General features: G+C 39.8%; 17 protein-coding genes. 10 read left to right on the top strand and 7 right to left on the bottom strand.

Features of this window, described 5'->3' with window-relative positions:
* Window positions 1-48 precede the first annotated feature (48 nt).
* Window positions 49-972 carry an RNA pseudouridine synthase gene (locus tag CDOM16188_RS00250; RefSeq protein ID WP_172197125.1) on the top strand — a complete coding sequence of 308 codons (924 nt, stop codon included), beginning with the start codon at window positions 49-51 and terminating at the stop codon, window positions 970-972.
* A 157-nt stretch (window positions 973-1129) separates the two neighbouring features.
* On the opposite strand, the gene rlmN is transcribed toward CDOM16188_RS00250, so the two are convergent.
* The 6 genes from rlmN to CDOM16188_RS00220 all read right to left on the bottom strand — a co-directional run bounded on the left by rlmN (window position 1130) and on the right by CDOM16188_RS00220 (window position 6700).
* Window positions 1130-2191, bottom strand: coding sequence for a 23S rRNA (adenine(2503)-C(2))-methyltransferase RlmN (gene rlmN, locus CDOM16188_RS00245; protein WP_172197122.1), 1062 nt, complete (start codon window positions 2189-2191; stop codon window positions 1130-1132).
* On the bottom strand, window positions 2188-2754 hold the full coding sequence (locus CDOM16188_RS00240) for a purine-nucleoside phosphorylase (protein WP_172197119.1): 567 nt from the start codon (window positions 2752-2754) through the stop codon (window positions 2188-2190). Before CDOM16188_RS00240 ends, rlmN begins: the two co-directional genes overlap by 4 nt.
* 76 nt (window positions 2755-2830) lie before the next feature.
* Complete coding sequence (gene hisF, locus CDOM16188_RS00235) at window positions 2831-3586, bottom strand: imidazole glycerol phosphate synthase subunit HisF (protein ID WP_172197116.1); 756 nt, start codon at window positions 3584-3586, stop codon at window positions 2831-2833.
* 122 nt (window positions 3587-3708) lie between these two features.
* Window positions 3709-4176 carry a cupin domain-containing protein gene (locus CDOM16188_RS00230; protein WP_172197113.1) on the bottom strand — a complete coding sequence of 156 codons (468 nt, stop codon included), beginning with the start codon at window positions 4174-4176 and terminating at the stop codon, window positions 3709-3711.
* A gap of 82 nt (window positions 4177-4258) precedes the next feature.
* Complete coding sequence (locus tag CDOM16188_RS11450) at window positions 4259-5854, bottom strand: DUF4857 domain-containing protein (RefSeq protein ID WP_172197110.1); 1596 nt, start codon at window positions 5852-5854, stop codon at window positions 4259-4261.
* A gap of 12 nt (window positions 5855-5866) precedes the next feature.
* A complete protein-coding gene (locus CDOM16188_RS00220; protein ID WP_172197107.1) occupies window positions 5867-6700 on the bottom strand; it encodes an ATP-binding cassette domain-containing protein in 834 nt (277 codons plus the stop codon).
* A gap of 194 nt (window positions 6701-6894) precedes the next feature.
* Here CDOM16188_RS00220 and rsmA point away from each other — a divergent pair, with 194 nt between their 5' ends.
* The 9 genes from rsmA (at window position 6895) to CDOM16188_RS00175 (ending at window position 16009) form a co-directional block, all read left to right on the top strand.
* Window positions 6895-7746 (top strand): 16S rRNA (adenine(1518)-N(6)/adenine(1519)-N(6))-dimethyltransferase RsmA, encoded by an 852-nt coding sequence (gene rsmA / locus CDOM16188_RS00215; RefSeq protein ID WP_172197104.1) that lies wholly within the window; start codon window positions 6895-6897, stop codon window positions 7744-7746.
* Window positions 7703-9874, top strand: coding sequence for a ribonuclease J (locus CDOM16188_RS00210; RefSeq protein WP_172197101.1), 2172 nt, complete (start codon window positions 7703-7705; stop codon window positions 9872-9874). Before rsmA ends, CDOM16188_RS00210 begins: the two co-directional genes overlap by 44 nt.
* 8 nt (window positions 9875-9882) lie before the next feature.
* A complete protein-coding gene (locus tag CDOM16188_RS00205; RefSeq protein ID WP_172197098.1) occupies window positions 9883-10845 on the top strand; it encodes an SIS domain-containing protein in 963 nt (320 codons plus the stop codon).
* Between the two features lie 14 nt (window positions 10846-10859).
* Window positions 10860-11624 (top strand): pseudouridine synthase, encoded by a 765-nt coding sequence (locus CDOM16188_RS00200; RefSeq protein WP_172197482.1) that lies wholly within the window; start codon window positions 10860-10862, stop codon window positions 11622-11624.
* A gap of 94 nt (window positions 11625-11718) precedes the next feature.
* Entirely contained in the window at window positions 11719-12162 is a 444-nt protein-coding gene (locus tag CDOM16188_RS00195) for a DUF417 family protein (RefSeq protein WP_172197095.1), read from the top strand.
* A 168-nt stretch (window positions 12163-12330) separates the two neighbouring features.
* Window positions 12331-12708 carry a metalloregulator ArsR/SmtB family transcription factor gene (locus tag CDOM16188_RS00190; protein WP_172197092.1) on the top strand — a complete coding sequence of 126 codons (378 nt, stop codon included), beginning with the start codon at window positions 12331-12333 and terminating at the stop codon, window positions 12706-12708.
* A gap of 1 nt (window position 12709) precedes the next feature.
* A complete protein-coding gene (locus CDOM16188_RS00185; RefSeq protein WP_172197089.1) occupies window positions 12710-14833 on the top strand; it encodes a heavy metal translocating P-type ATPase in 2124 nt (707 codons plus the stop codon).
* Window positions 14834-15085: 252 nt separating this feature from the next.
* A complete protein-coding gene (locus CDOM16188_RS00180; protein ID WP_172197086.1) occupies window positions 15086-15391 on the top strand; it encodes a CZB domain-containing protein in 306 nt (101 codons plus the stop codon).
* A 102-nt stretch (window positions 15392-15493) separates the two neighbouring features.
* Window positions 15494-16009, top strand: coding sequence for a ClbS/DfsB family four-helix bundle protein (locus tag CDOM16188_RS00175; protein ID WP_172197083.1), 516 nt, complete (start codon window positions 15494-15496; stop codon window positions 16007-16009).
* Between the two features lie 22 nt (window positions 16010-16031).
* Here the strand turns inward: CDOM16188_RS00175 and CDOM16188_RS00170 are convergent, their stop codons facing one another.
* Window positions 16032-16826: an undecaprenyl-diphosphate phosphatase gene (locus CDOM16188_RS00170; protein WP_172197080.1), complete on the bottom strand. Its 795-nt coding sequence runs from the start codon at window positions 16824-16826 to the stop codon at window positions 16032-16034.
* Window positions 16827-16835 lie beyond the last annotated feature (9 nt).

The following is a 16835-nucleotide window of genomic DNA, read 5'->3' as shown; positions in this document are numbered from 1 at the left end:
AAATTTCATATTTGGTTATTTAATAAAATTTAAATTAAAGAGTTAAATTTGCCATACGTTAATAGATTTATCGCGCGCGCAAACCGGCAAAAAGCCTATGAAATTTTGATAAATTCGGGCTTTTCTATGAGAGAGGCTCAACGGCTTATCGATAAGGGAAGGTTAATTTGCAACGGAATAGTAGTGAGTGAAAAAAACGCTATTTTAAGCGGTGAAATTTGCCTTATTGATTACGAAACTAACCCACGCGGACTAAAGCCGATATTTGAGTGCGATAAATTTGCAGTTTTTGACAAACCAAGCGGAGTTTTAAGTCACCCAAACGGCAGAAATTGCGAATACTCGCTCAACGATGAAATTTGGTACTTATACGGGCGTGAAGCAAGTGTGGCGCATCGCTTGGATTTCGAGACGAGCGGGTTAATCGTAGTAGCGCGAGATAAAATTTCGCAAATTCAATTAAAAAAGCTCTTTGAGAATAGAAAAGTTGCAAAAAGCTATGTCGCGATGGTCTCAGGCAAAATTTCTACAAATTTAACCATAAACGCCAAGATGGATCTAGCAAACGATTATGACGACGTCAAGATGAGAATGCAAATTTGCGAAAACGGTAAAGAGGCGATCACTGAAATTTCACCCCTAGAATACTTTGAAGATATTGACGCGACCTTTGTTAGGGCTATTCCGCTTACGGGAAGACAACACCAAATTCGCCTGCATTTGTTTCACGTAGAACGAAAAATTTTAGGCGACCCGCTTTACGGATTACAAAAAGAGCAGATAATCAAAATTTTAGATAAAGATATGAGTGAGATCGAGCGCATAAATTTAACAGGCGCTTCAAGGCTTTTACTTCATTCGGATAGAATTTCATTTGAGTTAGAAGATCAAATTTATGACATAGAGACAAAATTTGATGCAAAAAGAGAATTTTATAATCTTGCGAAAGAGAAATTTGCTCACCGAGCTTAGTAAAAAGCTAAATTTTGTTAGTGAAATTTAACTAACAAAATTAAAAGTTAGTATTATTTTTGATCCATATCTTCAAAAAACATAACTTTTACCATAAGAGATAGTCCCAAAACAACAACAATAGAGATAAAAACAATCTGAGCGATATCAAGAGCCGTCATATGCTCTCATTCCTCTCTTTGAGTTGTCCGCAAGCAGCAGAAATATCAAGGCCTTTGCTTTGGCGAATAGTACAAGTTACGCCATGATCCCTAAGATACTCTTGAAATTTAAGCATATCCTCAAGCTCTGGTCGTTTATACAAACTTCCTTCATGAGGATTAAAATATATCAAATTTACCTTTGCTTTGATGCCGTGAAGTAGCTTGACAAGCTTTTTGGCATCCTTAATGCTGTCATTCATATCCTTGATAACAAGATACTCAAACATAACCCGTTTGCGCATATCGATAGGAAATTCTCTAACAGCCTGCATAACCGCTTCGATATTGTAAGCTTTATTTATAGGCATTAGTTTCGTTCTAAGCTCGTCTGTAACGGCATGCAGCGATATCGCTAACAACACACCTAAATCCATCTCTCCAAGCTTTTTTATCTGTGAGCCAAGCCCGCTAGTTGAAACGGTCTGACGTCTTGCACCTATGGCAAGTCCGTCATTTTCCATAAGAATTTTTATCGCCTTACTAACGTTAGTAAGATTATCAAGAGGTTCGCCCATGCCCATATAAACGATATTTATTCGCCTCTCATAAGGTATATTGTTAGCTTTTTTTATCCACAAAATTTGACCTACGATCTCTCCGGGCGTTAGGTTGCGCGTTAGTCCGCCTTTAGCAGTCAGACAAAACGAACATCCCATTCTACAGCCAACCTGCGAACTAACACATATAGTATAGCGAGCATTCCGTGTTAGCCTGCCGTCTTCATCGCTTTGCTCCTCTTTCATGGGCAAAAGAACACTTTCGATTCGGTATCCGTCTTTTAGTTCAAAAAGATACTTTATAGAACCGTCACTACTCTGTTCGGCTTTTACGCATTTAAGTGGATCGAAATAAAACTCTCCTCTAAGATGCTCTCGCATAGCTTTGGGCAAATTTAACATCTCGTCAAACGAATTTGCATTTTTCTTATAAATCCACTCATAAATTTGTTTGGCACGAAATTTGGGGCTAAATTCACTCTCAAGCTCATCAAGTGTATAATCAAGCAGATTTTTCATATCAAATTTCTCTCTTTAAGTGAATTTATAAGTATCTCTTTGGCTTTTTGGTGATTTTTTACAAAGTCCTCGTGTGCGTTTTGGTTGCAAAAATTTGTTGCGACAAAGATACCTCTGGCGGGAATTTTAAATTTTGTCGCAACTTTTAAAACTGCAAAAAATTCCATATTTTCCAGAGCATAGCCAAGCTCGGCAAGCCTATATGCCAAATTTTCATCAGTCGTGATAAAGTTTGAAGAATTTACTCGGATAGTTTCATGTGAAACTTTGGTGTTTAAATTTTTGTCACAAATTTGTATTGATGAAATTTCTTTCTTGCATGGAGTATAGCTTTTGTCTTCCAAGCTTGAAATTTCGATGTTTGCACCAACCGTACTCTCATAAATTCCAAAAATTTTTCCATCTTTATAAATGCCTGCCGAACCTACAAATAAAATCTCATCAGGCAAATTTCGCTGATTTTCACATAAAAATTTTGTCAAATTTATGCTCATATCGACAAGTCCTACCCCCATAGGCAAAGCAAAATCAAAAATTTCATTTTGACCGGCGGAGATTATCATTTTTTAAGTCCCTCAAGACTAAAGCTTGAAAATTTCAAATTCATAAAATTAAAACTATAAAAAGCAAATTTAGCCATCACAGCCTAACTTCAATCCCGTTTTCACGCAGATACTCTTTAAGTTTTTTTATTTCTACTTCCCTAAAGTGAAAAATCGAAGCGGCTAAACAAGCATCGGCGCCTGCCAAAAACGCCTCTTTAAAATGCTGCATATTGCCCGCTCCGCCACTTGCTATTACAGGTATGCCAAGCTTGCTAAAAAGCTTAGTAATACGCAAATCATAACCGCTTTTAGTGCCGTCTTTATCCATCGTGGTCAGTAAAATTTCACCTGCGCCACGATCTTTAGCCTCTTTCGCCCAAGCAAGAGCCTCCTTGCCCGTATCTATCCTGCCGCCGTTTATGAAGACGTGATAATCCTCATCAAAACTCTTCGCGTCAATGGCCACTACGACGCACTGAGAGCCGAATTTCTTGGCGGCTTCGTCTATTAAATTCGGATTATGAATGGCTGCCGAGTTTAGACTTATCTTATCGCACCCCACGTTTAAAAGCCGTGAAATATCATCAAGAGTCTTGATACCTCCGCCAACCGTTAGCGGGATAAAAAGCTCGCGAGCCACTTTTTCTACCACGTCCACGATGGTGTCTCGCCCCAAGTGAGTCGCCGTGATGTCAAGAAACGTTAGCTCATCGGCACCCTCTTCGTTGTATCTTTTGGCTATCTCCACAGGATCTCCGGCATCTACAAGACCTACGAAATTTACGCCCTTTACAACACGACCGTCTTTAACGTCAAGGCATGGGATTATGCGTTTGGCAAATTTATTCACGGCTTACCCTTTAAGTGATTTTTGCCGATTTTATCAAAAATTTACTTAATAACCGCCAGAAGATCAAAGCAAGAAAAAGCAGATAAGAGCAAGCCAAATTTAAAAAGCTTGCTCTAAAAATTTTATTTTTTATCTGAAATTTGCGTTTTTGCGACCACATTTATAAACACAAGCGGCTCTTCGCCCGTATTTGCTAAAGCATGGCTTTGTCCGGGACGAGCGATAGTTACGTCACCTGCGCTCACTTCGGTCTGCTTGCCGTGAGAGTCTGTAAACACCCCTTTGCCCGAAATGATGATATAGACATCTTCGTTATCGATATGCTTATGAAGCCCTATGGAGGCGCCCTTTGGCAAGGTTAGCCATCCTATCTCTCTAAAAGCGTCTTGATCGCCTGTCTGATGACGGTTATACGCAAAATCCCCAAGCAAAGGCCCCGTGCCTCCGCCTGCATTTTCACGATTCCAAGGAACTAGCGCGTCTCTTTTATAGACCTGCACGCTCCTATCGGTCTCAGGGATGAGCGGGTGAGCGTTTAAAGCGCCAAATGATAGCGCAACAAAGCAAACTGCAAGACTAAATTTCTTCATAACTCTCTCCTTGGATAAAAGTTTCGTGGCTTTATTTTAGCCAAATTTTACAATTACTAAGCATTTTTAAAACGGCTCAAATTTAAGGCGCTTTAAGATGAATTTCATCAATTTTCTTAAAGTTATCCTTGTCAAAAACAAACGCACGGTAGTCCTTGCCGTCATCAAATCTCACTTGTAAAAATTTCGGATCAAAGCTTATTCTAAGACGCATTGTATCCGGATCAAATTTGGTCGTTTCAAGCTCTTTTAGCTCATACTCTTTGCTAAATAGATAAATCTTGCCTACATTAAATGCAAGCCCCATAAATTCGCTATTTTTACTCTCGTTTATATGCAGATACTCAAAATTTTTAAGGCTCTTAACTACTTCAAAACTTACATTGTTATCATAAATTTTGATATTAAAAAACTCGCCCGAATTATCCTTAAAAAACACTCCCGCATCAAAAGGCTTTAGGTTAGTAAATCTTCCAAAAACAGCCTGAATCGGAAATTTCACACCCAAATTTTTAGCCTCTTTATTTAAAATTTGGCTAAATTCGCCCTCCTCGTCACCGTCATGATGAAAAACGCGAAATTTATCCTTATCAAAATAAATCATATCATCACTAAAAGGTATGGCTGAAATTTTAGGATCGGGGTTAAAGAGCGGATAGAGCGGAATTTCAATCGGCACTCCGTCCTTTGGTGCGTAAGTCATCGACATCCTAGCCTGCCTTATATCAGTCTCGCTAAATACCTCATCGCCGATTTTAACGGGCATTTTGCCTTGCTGTTTTAAGTCCATATAGTAGTTAAAGGCAAGCTCGTTTTTATACTCCGTTTCGTTTTTAAAAACCTTTCCACTAGCGCTTCTGTAAGCGAAATAATGCCCGCCCAAATTCTCTTGAAATACAAATTCTTTTAGGCTCGGCGAGTAAAATATATAATACCTTTCGGATTTGTTTGCGAATTTCTGCTCGTAAAATTTATATCCGCCAAATCCCGCTACGGCTAAAATTCCTGCGTAAATCAACGACAAAAAGGCTAAATTTATCGAGGTTTCCTTGTGAGATATAAGAGCATTAAACCCAAGCAAAACGGAAAGCAAAAGTAAAATAAAAATAAGGATAAAACTCTTAAAATAAAACGCAACCGCAAAGCAGATTATGACAAAAATAACGCTTGAGATAGCCGCTCTAAGGCTTTTTTTATCAATTAACGCCGAGCTTGTAAATATATAAAAAACTGCCGAACTTAAGCAAAAATAACACCAATTTATAAAAATCTCTTTTGTGATGACGATAGGATAAAATTTGCTTGCCAAAAACACAAGCCAAGCGCCAAAAACAGCCCAAATAACCACAAAAAACAAGGCGGCAAAAATATAGTGCCAAATCAAAATTTGAAAGCTTGACACAGGCAGATGAAGCAGGCATTTTATACGGTTTCGTTGCGGTAAAAACTGCGCCAAAGCCACACAGACAAAGCTTGCCGAAATAGCCGCAAAAGTTACAAATTCCGGCTCGTTATCAAAAAACACATAGCCGTACCAGATGACTGATTCTGGGTGAATGGCTCCGAATTTGTAGCCAAGATCAAAGCTAAACCAAGCAAAAAACAGAGCCAAAACCAAAATCAAAAATCCAAAAAACAGCCCGAGTCTTGTAATCTCTTTTAAAAATATCGACCTCACTTCACCCTCCTTCTACTCGTATCTGCCTACAAAGCCTAAAAATTTATCCTCAAAACTTGCATTTTGCGCCTCAAATCCATCGATATCTACAAATCCGTAAGCCATTTTATGATGTTTAAATTCATCTATGTTTTTGAAATTTTTTCCGCTTGTATCAAATTCTTTCGGCAGCTTATACACCTTAAATTTGCTCATAAATTCGCTCATCTTGCTTTGAAAAATTCGCCCTCCTCGCTCAACAATCAAAAACTCATCGATCAAATTTTCAAGATCGCTCATTACGTGGCTTGTGACGATCACGGTCTTATCCTTGCCGTCAAGATAGTCCTTCAGATAATCGCCAAAAAGCCGCCTATATCCCGTATCAAGCCCCATGGAATAATCATCAAATATAAGCACCTTGGCATCTTGCGCAAACAGCGAAGCAAGGATAACTTGGGACTTTTGCCCAAACGACATGGAATTTAGCTTTTGATCCTTGCCGAGTTTTAAAAGCTTTGCCAAATCGTTATAAATTTTGCTGTCCCAGCGCGGATAAAACGCGGATAAAAACTCCTCATATTGCGCGATACTTAGATGATCAAAGCTCGTAAATCCCTCAAATAGCAAGGCGATATCGCGCTTGGCTTCGCTGTCAAGGCTGAAGCTATTTTTGCCAAGCACCCTGCACTCGCCGCTTTTTGGACGGATGTAGCCCATTAGGATATTTATAAGCGTGCTCTTACCCACGCCGTTTCTGCCCAAAATCCCAAACACGCTGCCCTGCTTTACGTTAAAACTCAAATTTTCGTAAATCAGCTTTTTGCCGTAAAAATGCGTGACGTTCTTTACTTCAATAGCGTTCATAAAAAGCCTTATATAAAATATTACTGAAAATTCTATTACATTATTTATAAGAAGAATCTTAAGAGTTATTATCATAAATATGCCAAAAATTCAAGGCTAAAATTTCGTCCAAATTTCGATAAAAAACAAATCCGTAATGATATTTATTTTTCAAAATAAACTTTTTATAAGCAAAGTTTGGATAAATTTGCCAAATGATCAAGGCAAAGAAACATTTTGGACAAAATTTTTTACACGATCAAAATGTGCTGAACAAAATCATCCAATCGATTCCCAAAGATATGCAAAACATAGTAGAAATTGGGCCTGGCTTAGGTGATTTGACGTCAAAAATTTTGCAAATTTCAGATTCGGTTACGAGCTACGAGATAGACGGCGAGCTTTACGAACTGCTTGAAAAAAAGTTTGCAAAAGAGATCAAAGACGGACGATTAAGACTTTTTTGCGCAGATGCGTTAAGTCGGTGGAACGAAAGCGGTTTGAGTGAGACAGACTACTTTTTAACGGCAAATTTGCCCTACTACGTCGCCACCAAGATGATTTTAAACGCTATTGAAGATGAGAGATGTCGCGGACTTGTTGTGATGATACAAAAAGAGGTCGCGGTTAAATTTAGCGCCAAAGGCGGTGAGAGCGAATTTAGCGCGCTGGCGATTTTAGCATCGCTTCAAGGTGGCTGTGAGCTACTTTTTGACGTGCCAAGCGAGTGTTTTAACCCGCCTCCAAAGGTAACCTCATCTGTTATAAAGATCGAAAAAAGCAAAAATTTGATAGGCAAAAATGCTGTTTTTAATACCGAATTCGAGTATGAAAAATTTAAAAAATTTCTAAAAACCGCTTTTAGCGCACCAAGAAAGACGCTTAGTAAAAATTTATCGGCAAATTTTGATAAATGCTTGCTGGCTGAAATTTACGGCGAGCTAAATTTTAGCCAAAATTTACGTCCTCACGAGATCGATGTCAATCTTTATCTAAAAATATTTGAAAAATTAAAGGTAAAAGATGAACGAAGACAAAGTTGTAGTCTCCAAAGGAAAGAGCAATAAAAAGCGAAGATTTCGCCCGAAAAACAAAAACAATCAAGGCGAAAACAATACAGAAATAAGTGCCGAACAAAAAGCCAGCAATAACGTTATAGATAATTTTTTTGCGACCTCTTTTGACGGCGAAACGCAAAATAAAAGCCACGAAAGCTCCGCTAAACAAAACGGCAAAAAAGCCAACTCAAAGCAGCACAAAAAACAAAATTCTCAAAATGGCGGACAAAATTCTCAAAATAATTCAAAAAACGGCAAGAAAAACGCTGAAAATAAAAATGCTAGCACTCAGCAAAATAACCAAAACGGCTCAAACGATGACACTAAAAAGCCAAAAAAGAGTAAAAAACCGAAAAAAAATTTGCCGGCCAAACTAAACGGTAGCGAGCAATGGCAACAAGACATCGCAAGTGCGATAGAGGCGAACAAAGCCACTCATGAACTTCGCCTTGAACCGCTAAAATATCTAAATTCAAGCGATCACAAAGTCCGTGTAACTCCTCTTGGCGGACTTGGCGAGATCGGCGGAAATATGACGGTATTTGAGACCGAAACAAGCGCGATAATCGTAGATATCGGCATGAGCTTTCCAAGCGAGAGTATGCATGGAGTTGATATACTCATACCTGACTTTGACTACGTGCGAAAGATAAAAGACAAGATAAAAGGCGTTATCATAACTCACGCCCACGAAGATCACATCGGTGCGGTGCCGTATTTTTACAAAGAGTTTAAATTCCCTATCTACGCCACGCCTCTTCCGCTTGGAATGATAAATAACAAATTTGAAGAGCATGGGCTAAAGCAGGAGCGTTCGCTATTTCGCTCGGTTGAAAAGCGCAAGCCTTATCTGATCGGTGATTTTGAAGTGGAGTGGATACATATAACTCACTCGATTATCGATTCATCGGCACTTGCCATTACGACAAAGGCGGGTACGATCTTGCACACGGGTGACTTTAAGATAGATCACACGCCTATAGACGGCTATCCGACCGACTTAGGACGTATCGCATACTATGGAGAGCGAGGCGTGCTGTGCTTGATGAGTGATAGCACAAACAGCTATAGAGAAGGTATCACAAAGAGCGAAAGCAGCGTAGGAAAGACCTTTGACGCTATATTTGCCAAATCCAAAGGGCGCGTGATAATGAGCACATTTAGTTCAAACATCCACCGCGTATATCAGGCTATCGAGTGGGGACTTAAATATAACCGCAAAGTCTGCGTCATCGGCAGAAGCATGGAGCGAAACTTATACACCGCAATGGAGCTAGGCTACGTAAAGCTTGATAAGAAAATTTTCATAGACGCAAATGAAGTAGGCAAATACAAAGACAATGAGGTGCTAATCGTAACCACCGGTAGCCAAGGCGAAACGATGAGCGCGCTATATCGCATGGCGACAGATGAGCATAAATATATAAAAATTAAGCCGACCGATCAGATCATAATAAGCTCAAAGGCGATCCCGGGAAATGAAGGAAGCGTATCGACGGTGCTAAATTTCTTAATAAAATCAGGCGCAAGCGTAGCGTATCAGGATTTTAGCGAAATTCACGTAAGCGGACACGCCGCGCAAGAGGAGCAAAAGCTCATGATACGCCTAACGAAGCCGAAATTTTTCCTTCCGGTTCACGGCGAATACAACCACATCGCAAAACACAAAGAGACAGCCATAAGCTGCGGAGTGGACGAAAGAAACATATATCTTATGAGTGACGGCGATCAGGTTGAAATTTGCCAAAAATACATGAAACGAGCAAAAACCGTTAAAACAGGTAAAGTCTTTATAGACAATCAAATCAACAAGCAAATTTCAGATGATGTCGTTATCGACCGCCAAAATTTGGCGGAAGCGGGCGTAGTAATGATCATCGCTCAAATTTCACGCCACAGCCAAAAGCTCATAAACAAACCGCGTGTAATTAGCTACGGTCTTGTTGCAGACAAGCAAGACGGGGAATTTAGCAAAGAGATGGAAGAGGTGCTCGTGCAGTTTTTAAGCAACGTAAAAGAGGAGCTTCTCAAAGACAGCCGCATGCTTGAAAGCCAGGTGCGGCAAGTGATAAGAAAGCATATATTTAGAAAAGTGAAAAAATACCCGACTATCGTTCCGATAATTTATTTGATGTAAGGTTTAAAATGCAAGATATGATACAAATCGCAAGCGAAGTGCTAAAAGAAGAGGCCGCCGAGCTCATTCGTCAGGCTAACAAGCTTGGAAGCGAGATAGATGAAGCGGTAAATTTGATGTATAACGCCAAAGGCAAGGTTATCGTAACGGGAGTCGGCAAAAGCGGTCATATCGGCGCTAAGATAGCTGCCACGCTTGCAAGCACGGGCACGCCAAGCTTTTTTATACACCCGACCGAAGCGATGCATGGCGATCTTGGCATGATAGATGAAAATGACGTTGTTTTAGCAATCAGCTTTAGCGGCGAGAGCGATGAGCTCGTGCGAATTTTGCCGCATATCAAGCGATTTGGTATCAAGATAATCGGCATGGCAAAGAGCAAGGAAAGTAGCCTTGGCAAATTTAGCGACGCACTTTTAAATTTAGACATCATCAAAGAGGCCTGCCCGCTAAATATCGCTCCAACAACATCAACGACACTAACCTTAGCACTTGGCGACGCGCTTGCGGTTTGCCTGATGAGAAAAAGAGAATTTAGGCAAGAAGATTTTGCAAATTTCCACCCGGGCGGAAGCCTTGGCAAGAGGCTATTTGTCAAGGTCAAAGACGTGATGAAAACGCAAAATTTACCGATTATAAAAGATAATGTTAGTTTAAAAACCGCGATTGATACGATGACTCACGGCAAGCTTGGCAATGTACTGCTGGTTGATGGCGAGGGCAAATTAAAAGCCGTTTTAAGCGACGGGGACTTGCGTAGAGCGCTCATGAGCGAGAGCTTTGACATCAACGAAAAAGCGATAACTTACGCAACCAAAACACCAAAAACACTAACAAACAAAGAGATGTTAGCGATAGATTCGCTAAGGCTGATTGAAGAGTATAAGATCCAAATTTTAATAGTGCTTGACGAGGGCGAAAGACCGATCGGAGTGCTACACATACACGATTTATCGAGCTTGGGGCTATGATGGAAAATTCAAAAATGAGACTAAATAAATTTATCTCGCACAACACAAGCTACTCGCGCCGAGAGGCTGACGAGCTAATCAAAAACGGCAAAGTTAGCGTAAATAACCGAGTTGTTAGCGAGCTTGCCACAAGCGTTAGCGATGAAGATAAAGTTAAGATAAACGGTCGCCCGGTCAAGCTTAAAAAGGATTTTACAGTGATCGTCTATCACAAGCAAAAAGGCGAGCTCGTTAGCAAAAAAGATGATCGCGGACGAAAGACGATATATGATAGTTTGCCGCGAAATTTTGCTAAATTTGTAAGCGTTGGAAGGCTTGATTATGCGAGCGAAGGGCTTTTGCTGCTAACTGACGCACCTGCAATCGCAACTGCGCTCATGGAAAGCGACATAGAAAGAATGTACTATCTAAAAGTGAAAGGTGAAGTAGGGCAGGAGGTGATAACCGCGATGCAAGAGGGCTTTTTCGCTGCAGATGCAACCAAAGGCGCACATGCTAAAACCGAGATCAAATCAATGGAATTTAAGCCTTTTTTGGCGTATAAAATTTTTGGCTCAAGCGGAGGATACACAAAGCTAAAAGTCATCATAAACGAGGGCAAAAACCGAGAGTTAAGAAGGTTTTTTGGGTATTTTGATCTTGAAGTTATGGATCTGAAGCGCGTTAGTTTCGGCCGAGTTGATCTTGGTATGCTAAAGCCCGGCAAATGGCGCTACTTTGAAAACAGCGAATACGAAGACTTAAGGGATTTTTTAAAAACCAACAAAATTCGCTACTAAATTTAGCCGACTCTCTTCGGCTAAATTCTTAAATTTCACACTACATAACACTTCTTTTATTACAATTTTGCAAATTTTAAAAAATAGGACAAACATGCAAAATCTAATTCATAAATTTATAAATTCGGAATTCGAGATCAAATTCGCAAGATTTGCGCTCATCTTAGTGCTGTTTTTATTTGGCAACTACAAATGGTTTGAATTTGAAGTAGAGCTTTTAAAGCCGATCATCTCTGGCACTTGGCTAAATTTTCTCTATACTATTTTCGGCTTTCACGGAGCAAGCTATTTTCTGGGAGTTGTTGAAAGTATCGCGTATATAGCTCTTGCGGTTGGATATAAAAAGCCAAAAGCCGGAGTTTTGGGTTCACTTATCGTTATCATGACAGGTCTTGTCACACTTAGTCTAATTCCTCAGCTTGGCAAGCCAGATGGTTTCATACTAAAAGATATTTTCATGGTCGCACTTGGGTTTATCATCCTAAAATACGATCTAATCAGAATACAAAAAGCTAGTAATCAAGCCTCGCTAGTCTAAATTTTACACTTTTAAACTCGCACGATAAATAAGCCTAATCGCTAAAAAGCCGTGCGGGTTAATAAACTAAATTTGGCTTTTAATTTCAGCAAATTTCATCCTTGACAAACTATTTTTAAAGTTATATACTTGCTCAAATGAATAATTGTTCATATATAAAGGTAAAAAATGCAAGAAAATATACAAAACAGCGATTTACAGGCAGTTTGTGAAACCACGATCATACATCAAGATGTGATAGAAAAAGTAAGAAGCGAGCTGAAAAGCGAAGAAATCTTATACGATCTTGGCGATTTTTTTAAAATTTTAGGCGACACGACGAGGATAAAAATTTTAAGCGCGCTATCCAAATCGCAAATGTGTGTCTGCGATATCGCGGCACTTTTTGGCATGAGTCACTCGGCAATCTCACATCAACTTAGAGTGCTCAAGCAAGGAAGGTTAGTTAAACACAAAAAGCAAGGTAAGGTGGTTTATTATTCGCTTGATGACGAACACGTAAAAAGCATCATCGAACAAGGGCTTACACACATCATGGAGAGATAAAATGAGCACCAAGATAACTCTATCGATTGAAAATTTAACTTGCGCTAATTGCGCTGCGAAGATCGAAGCGAAAATAGCAAAAATGCACGGTATCAAAGAGGCGAATTTAGACTTTTTAGGGCAAAAAATTTCAATAACAAGCGACAAAAAAATAAAGACAAATGAGTTTATCAAAGAAATTCAAGCTCTCGTTGACAGTATAGAAGATGGCGTGCTAGTAAGTGAGAAAAAGGCGAATTTAAATTCGCATGAAAGCTTGCAAGAAAATACCAAAACAAAACTCATAGCCCTTAAAATAGCGGTGGGTTCGGTGATATTTGCCTTCGCTCTTGCCGCTCCTATTGATCATGGGCTTAAATTTGCCCTGCTTTTCATAAGTTACCTGATAATAGGCGGAGGAGTTGTGGCAAATGCCGCTAGAAACATCATAAAAGGGCGTGTGTTTGATGAAAATTTCCTTATGAGTATAGCTACGATCGGGGCTTTTGCCATAGGCGAGTACTCCGAAGCTGTTGCGGTTATGCTTTTTTACAGGATAGGCGAGCTGTTTCAAGAAACGGCTGTAAATAAATCTCGCAAATCAATCGCCTCACTAATGGACATAAGACCTGAATTTGCAAATTTAAAACTCGGCGCACAGGTGCAAAAAATCTCACCTCAAAAGGTTCAGATAGGAGATCTCATCGTCGTAAAACCGGGCGAAAAAGTGCCTCTTGACGGCGAGATCGTAGAGGGATTTTCGACTTTTGACACCTCCGCGCTAACAGGAGAATCTTTGCCAAAAGAGATCGGAGTAGGGCAAAGCGCACTAAGCGGCTATATAAACAAAAGCGCGCTGGTAACGATAAAAGTAAGTAAAATTTTTGCCGAATCAACGGTTTCAAAGATACTTGATCTCGTGCAAAATGCAAGCTCTAAAAAATCAAAAACCGAAAATTTCATCACTAAATTTGCAAGATACTACACGCCAAGCGTAGTTTTTATCGCTCTTATAATCGCCTTTGTCCCGCCGCTTGTGTTTAACGAAGAGCTTGCGGCTTGGGTTTATAAAGCGCTTGTGTTTTTGGTTATCTCATGCCCTTGCGCACTTGTGGTTTCAATCCCGCTTGGGTTTTTCGGCGGGATCGCAGGAGCTTCAAGGCACGGCATACTCATCAAGGGTGCAAACTATTTAGAGGCGTTAAACAGCGTGGACACGGTCGTATTTGATAAAACAGGAACGCTCACAAAGGGAATTTTTAAAGTAAGCCAAATTGAGCTAAACGACAAAATTTTACAAATAAAAAACCAAGAGGAATTCCTAAAGCTAGTAGCCCACGCGGAATTTTTCTCAACCCACCCGGTAGCAACTTCGATCGTAAAAGAGTATGAAAGAGTAGGCGGCAACATAGACGAGTCGCTCGTGCTTAAATTTGAAGAGATAGCGGGGCAGGGCATAAAAGCAAACATAAACGGCAAAGAGATAGTGGCGGGTAATGCTAAATTTATGCTCTCACAAGGAGTTAAATTCAAAGCTTCAACTCAACTTGAAACGGTGCTTTATGCAGCCATAGACGGTAAATTTGCAGGCAAATTTATAATAACCGACGAGCTAAAAACAGATGCCAAAGAGGCAATTTTGCAAATCAAAAAAGAGGGCTCAAAAGAGATAGTAATGCTAACGGGCGATAATCAAAATATCGCCCAAAACATCGCAAATAAACTTAGTATAACAAAATTTTTTGCAGAGCTTTTACCGACGCAAAAAGTTGAAATTTTGGAAGAAATTTTAGCCCAAAAAGCAGGGCAGGGCAAAGTGGCTTTCGTAGGAGACGGCATAAATGACGCGCCCGTGCTTGCAAGAGCCGACGTGGGAGTGGCTATGGGCGCGGCAGGAAGCGATGCGGCGATAGAAGCTGCCGATATCGTCATAATGAACGACGAGCCATCAAAAGTGGCAACCGCAATCAAAATCGCCAAGAAAACCCGCACGATAGTCTGGCAAAATATCGTATTTGCACTCGGCGTGAAAGTCGCGATCATGATAATGGGAGCTTTGGGATATGCAACTATGTGGGAGGCGGTCTTTGGCGATGTTGGCGTAGCGCTAATAGCGATATTAAATTCTATCAGGGCGATGAGATAGCCTAAGTTAGGTATGTTTTGGCTAAAAATAGAAGTATTGTTTTAAGAGAATTTATTACAAATGTCGTATAAAATCAAATAGCTAGTTGTGTTAATCAAGAATACAATAGAGCTGCCAAATATACCAAACTAACTTGATTTGTTTAAATAGCGATATAACAACTACTTTAAGGACAAGTTAAACAAAATTCAAAAAGAGACTGAAAATTTATATTACGAGCTTTTTATCGCACTGGCAAAGACCGATCACGTCGTGTTTAAAGTAAACGGCTATGAGAAAATTTCAAAACAAGATCAAGAAAAAATGAGCGACCATCATAGCTGCAGACTTGGCAAATGGTATCAAGGCGACGGCAGGGAAATTTTTGGCTCAAGCGAGATATTTAAGCAGCTTGATAAGCCTCACTCCGAAGTTCATAAGCTCATCAACGATTCGTTAGCTATAAATAGCGACAAGGGTCTGATCGCACAAAATTTCCAAAAAGCAGAAGAAGCGTCGCAAACTCTATTTAGCCTATTTGATAAAATGCTTAAAGAGAGGCTTCATAGGCTTAATTGATTTAGACCTGTCAAACCCGCACAGCATGAAAGCGAATTTGTAAATTTAACCCCAAAAAAGCTACAATAAATTTGCGCTTAAATTTTATGCAAAGGATGAGCTATGCCAAGACCTACCACAAAAGACGATCTGGTCTTACTTGCGAATGGAAATTTTATTAAACTTTTTGATCTTATCGAATCTATGAGCGCAGAAGAGCAGGAGATGAAATTTAACTTTGAAGATAGAGATAAAAATATAAAAGATGTGCTTATACATCTTTACGAGTGGCATGTTTTGCTTTTAAATTTCATCAGATCAAATCAAAATTCAAAAGAGATAAAGCCGTTTTTATCGCATCCTTACAACTGGCGAACATACCCGAAGATGAATATTGAAATTTGGCAAAAACACCAAAATACACCACTTGATACAGCTAAAATTTTGCTAAAAAATAGCCACAAAGAGGCTATAAAAGCAATTGATAAATTCAGCAATGAAGAGCTTTTTACTAAAGGCAAATTTGCCTACACTCTTGGCTCTACGCTTGGAAGTTACTGTATATCAGCCACCTCTTCGCACTATGATTGGGCGATAAAGAAGATAAAAAATCACAAAAAGAGTTTTAAGAAGCTATAAATACAAAGCCAGGCAAATCAACTTATACAAACATCAAAAACAAAAACACGCCTAAAATAAGTCTGTAAACAACAAAAGGAAGCATACTCATCTTAGAGATAACCACCATAAACAGTTTCACGCACAGATAAGCACTCACTGCACTTACCGCCATCGCTATAGCAAGATCTCCCCAAGCGACCGCCTCTTTAAGCCTTACAAGCTTAACCGCTTCAAGTCCGCCCGCAAGCAAAATAACGGGTATGGACATAAGAAAAGAGAAATTTGCACTTCCTGTTCTGCTAAATCCTAAAAATAGTGCCGCACTCATAGTAATGCCCGAGCGAGAAACACCCGGAATAAGAGCTAAAATTTGAGCCGCACCGATGATAAGAGCAAGCTTAATAGTCATATCATATTCGCTTTTTGAACCGTGATTTTTATCTGCAAAATAAAGCACGACACCAAAAATTATAGTCGTAAATGCTATAACAATGCCGCTTCTTGCGTAATTTTCGATAAAATCATTCAAGAGTAAGCCTGCAAGCCCCACAGGGATCGTCGCAAATCCGACCGACCAGACAAGCGCACTATCACCAACTTTTTTGCGCGCCTTAATAGAAGCAAAAAAGTCGCTTAAAAGCGACAATATCCTATCTTTAAAATAAAACAAAATCGCCGCAAGGGTGCCCACATGCACTGCCACGTCAAAGGCAAGCCCCTGATCGCTCCAGCCTAGGAGTTTTGGTACCAGCACGAGGTGAGCGGAGCTTGATATGGGCAAAAACTCGCTTATGCCTTGAATGAGTGCAAGCAAGATGATATGTGAAATTTCCATTAAAGGCCT

The organism is Campylobacter sp. RM16188 (assembly GCF_012978795.1).
GTDB lineage: Bacteria > Campylobacterota > Campylobacteria > Campylobacterales > Campylobacteraceae > Campylobacter_A > Campylobacter_A canis.
Note: the sequence above shows the minus strand (reverse complement) of the source record. Positions and strands in the feature narration are given on the sequence as shown.

Bases quoted from the DNA above. Each gene is read 5' to 3' on its own strand.
- rlmN (WP_172197122.1), bottom strand. From the start codon at position 2,191: ATGAAAAATCTGCTTGATTATACACTTGATGAGCTTGAGAGTGAATTT.
- CDOM16188_RS00240 (WP_172197119.1), bottom strand. From the start codon at position 2,754: ATGATAATCTCCGCCGGTCAAAATGAAATTTTTGATTTTGCTTTGCCT.
- CDOM16188_RS00230 (WP_172197113.1), bottom strand. From the start codon at position 4,176: ATGAAGAAATTTAGTCTTGCAGTTTGCTTTGTTGCGCTATCATTTGGC.
- CDOM16188_RS00220 (WP_172197107.1), bottom strand. From the start codon at position 6,700: ATGAACGCTATTGAAGTAAAGAACGTCACGCATTTTTACGGCAAAAAG.
- rsmA (WP_172197104.1), top strand. From the start codon at position 6,895: ATGATCAAGGCAAAGAAACATTTTGGACAAAATTTTTTACACGATCAA.
- CDOM16188_RS00210 (WP_172197101.1), top strand. From the start codon at position 7,703: ATGAACGAAGACAAAGTTGTAGTCTCCAAAGGAAAGAGCAATAAAAAG.
- CDOM16188_RS00205 (WP_172197098.1), top strand. From the start codon at position 9,883: ATGCAAGATATGATACAAATCGCAAGCGAAGTGCTAAAAGAAGAGGCC.
- CDOM16188_RS00200 (WP_172197482.1), top strand. From the start codon at position 10,860: ATGAGACTAAATAAATTTATCTCGCACAACACAAGCTACTCGCGCCGA.
- CDOM16188_RS00195 (WP_172197095.1), top strand. From the start codon at position 11,719: ATGCAAAATCTAATTCATAAATTTATAAATTCGGAATTCGAGATCAAA.
- CDOM16188_RS00190 (WP_172197092.1), top strand. From the start codon at position 12,331: ATGCAAGAAAATATACAAAACAGCGATTTACAGGCAGTTTGTGAAACC.
- CDOM16188_RS00185 (WP_172197089.1), top strand. From the start codon at position 12,710: ATGAGCACCAAGATAACTCTATCGATTGAAAATTTAACTTGCGCTAAT.
- CDOM16188_RS00175 (WP_172197083.1), top strand. From the start codon at position 15,494: ATGCCAAGACCTACCACAAAAGACGATCTGGTCTTACTTGCGAATGGA.
- CDOM16188_RS00170 (WP_172197080.1), bottom strand. From the start codon at position 16,826: ATGGAAATTTCACATATCATCTTGCTTGCACTCATTCAAGGCATAAGC.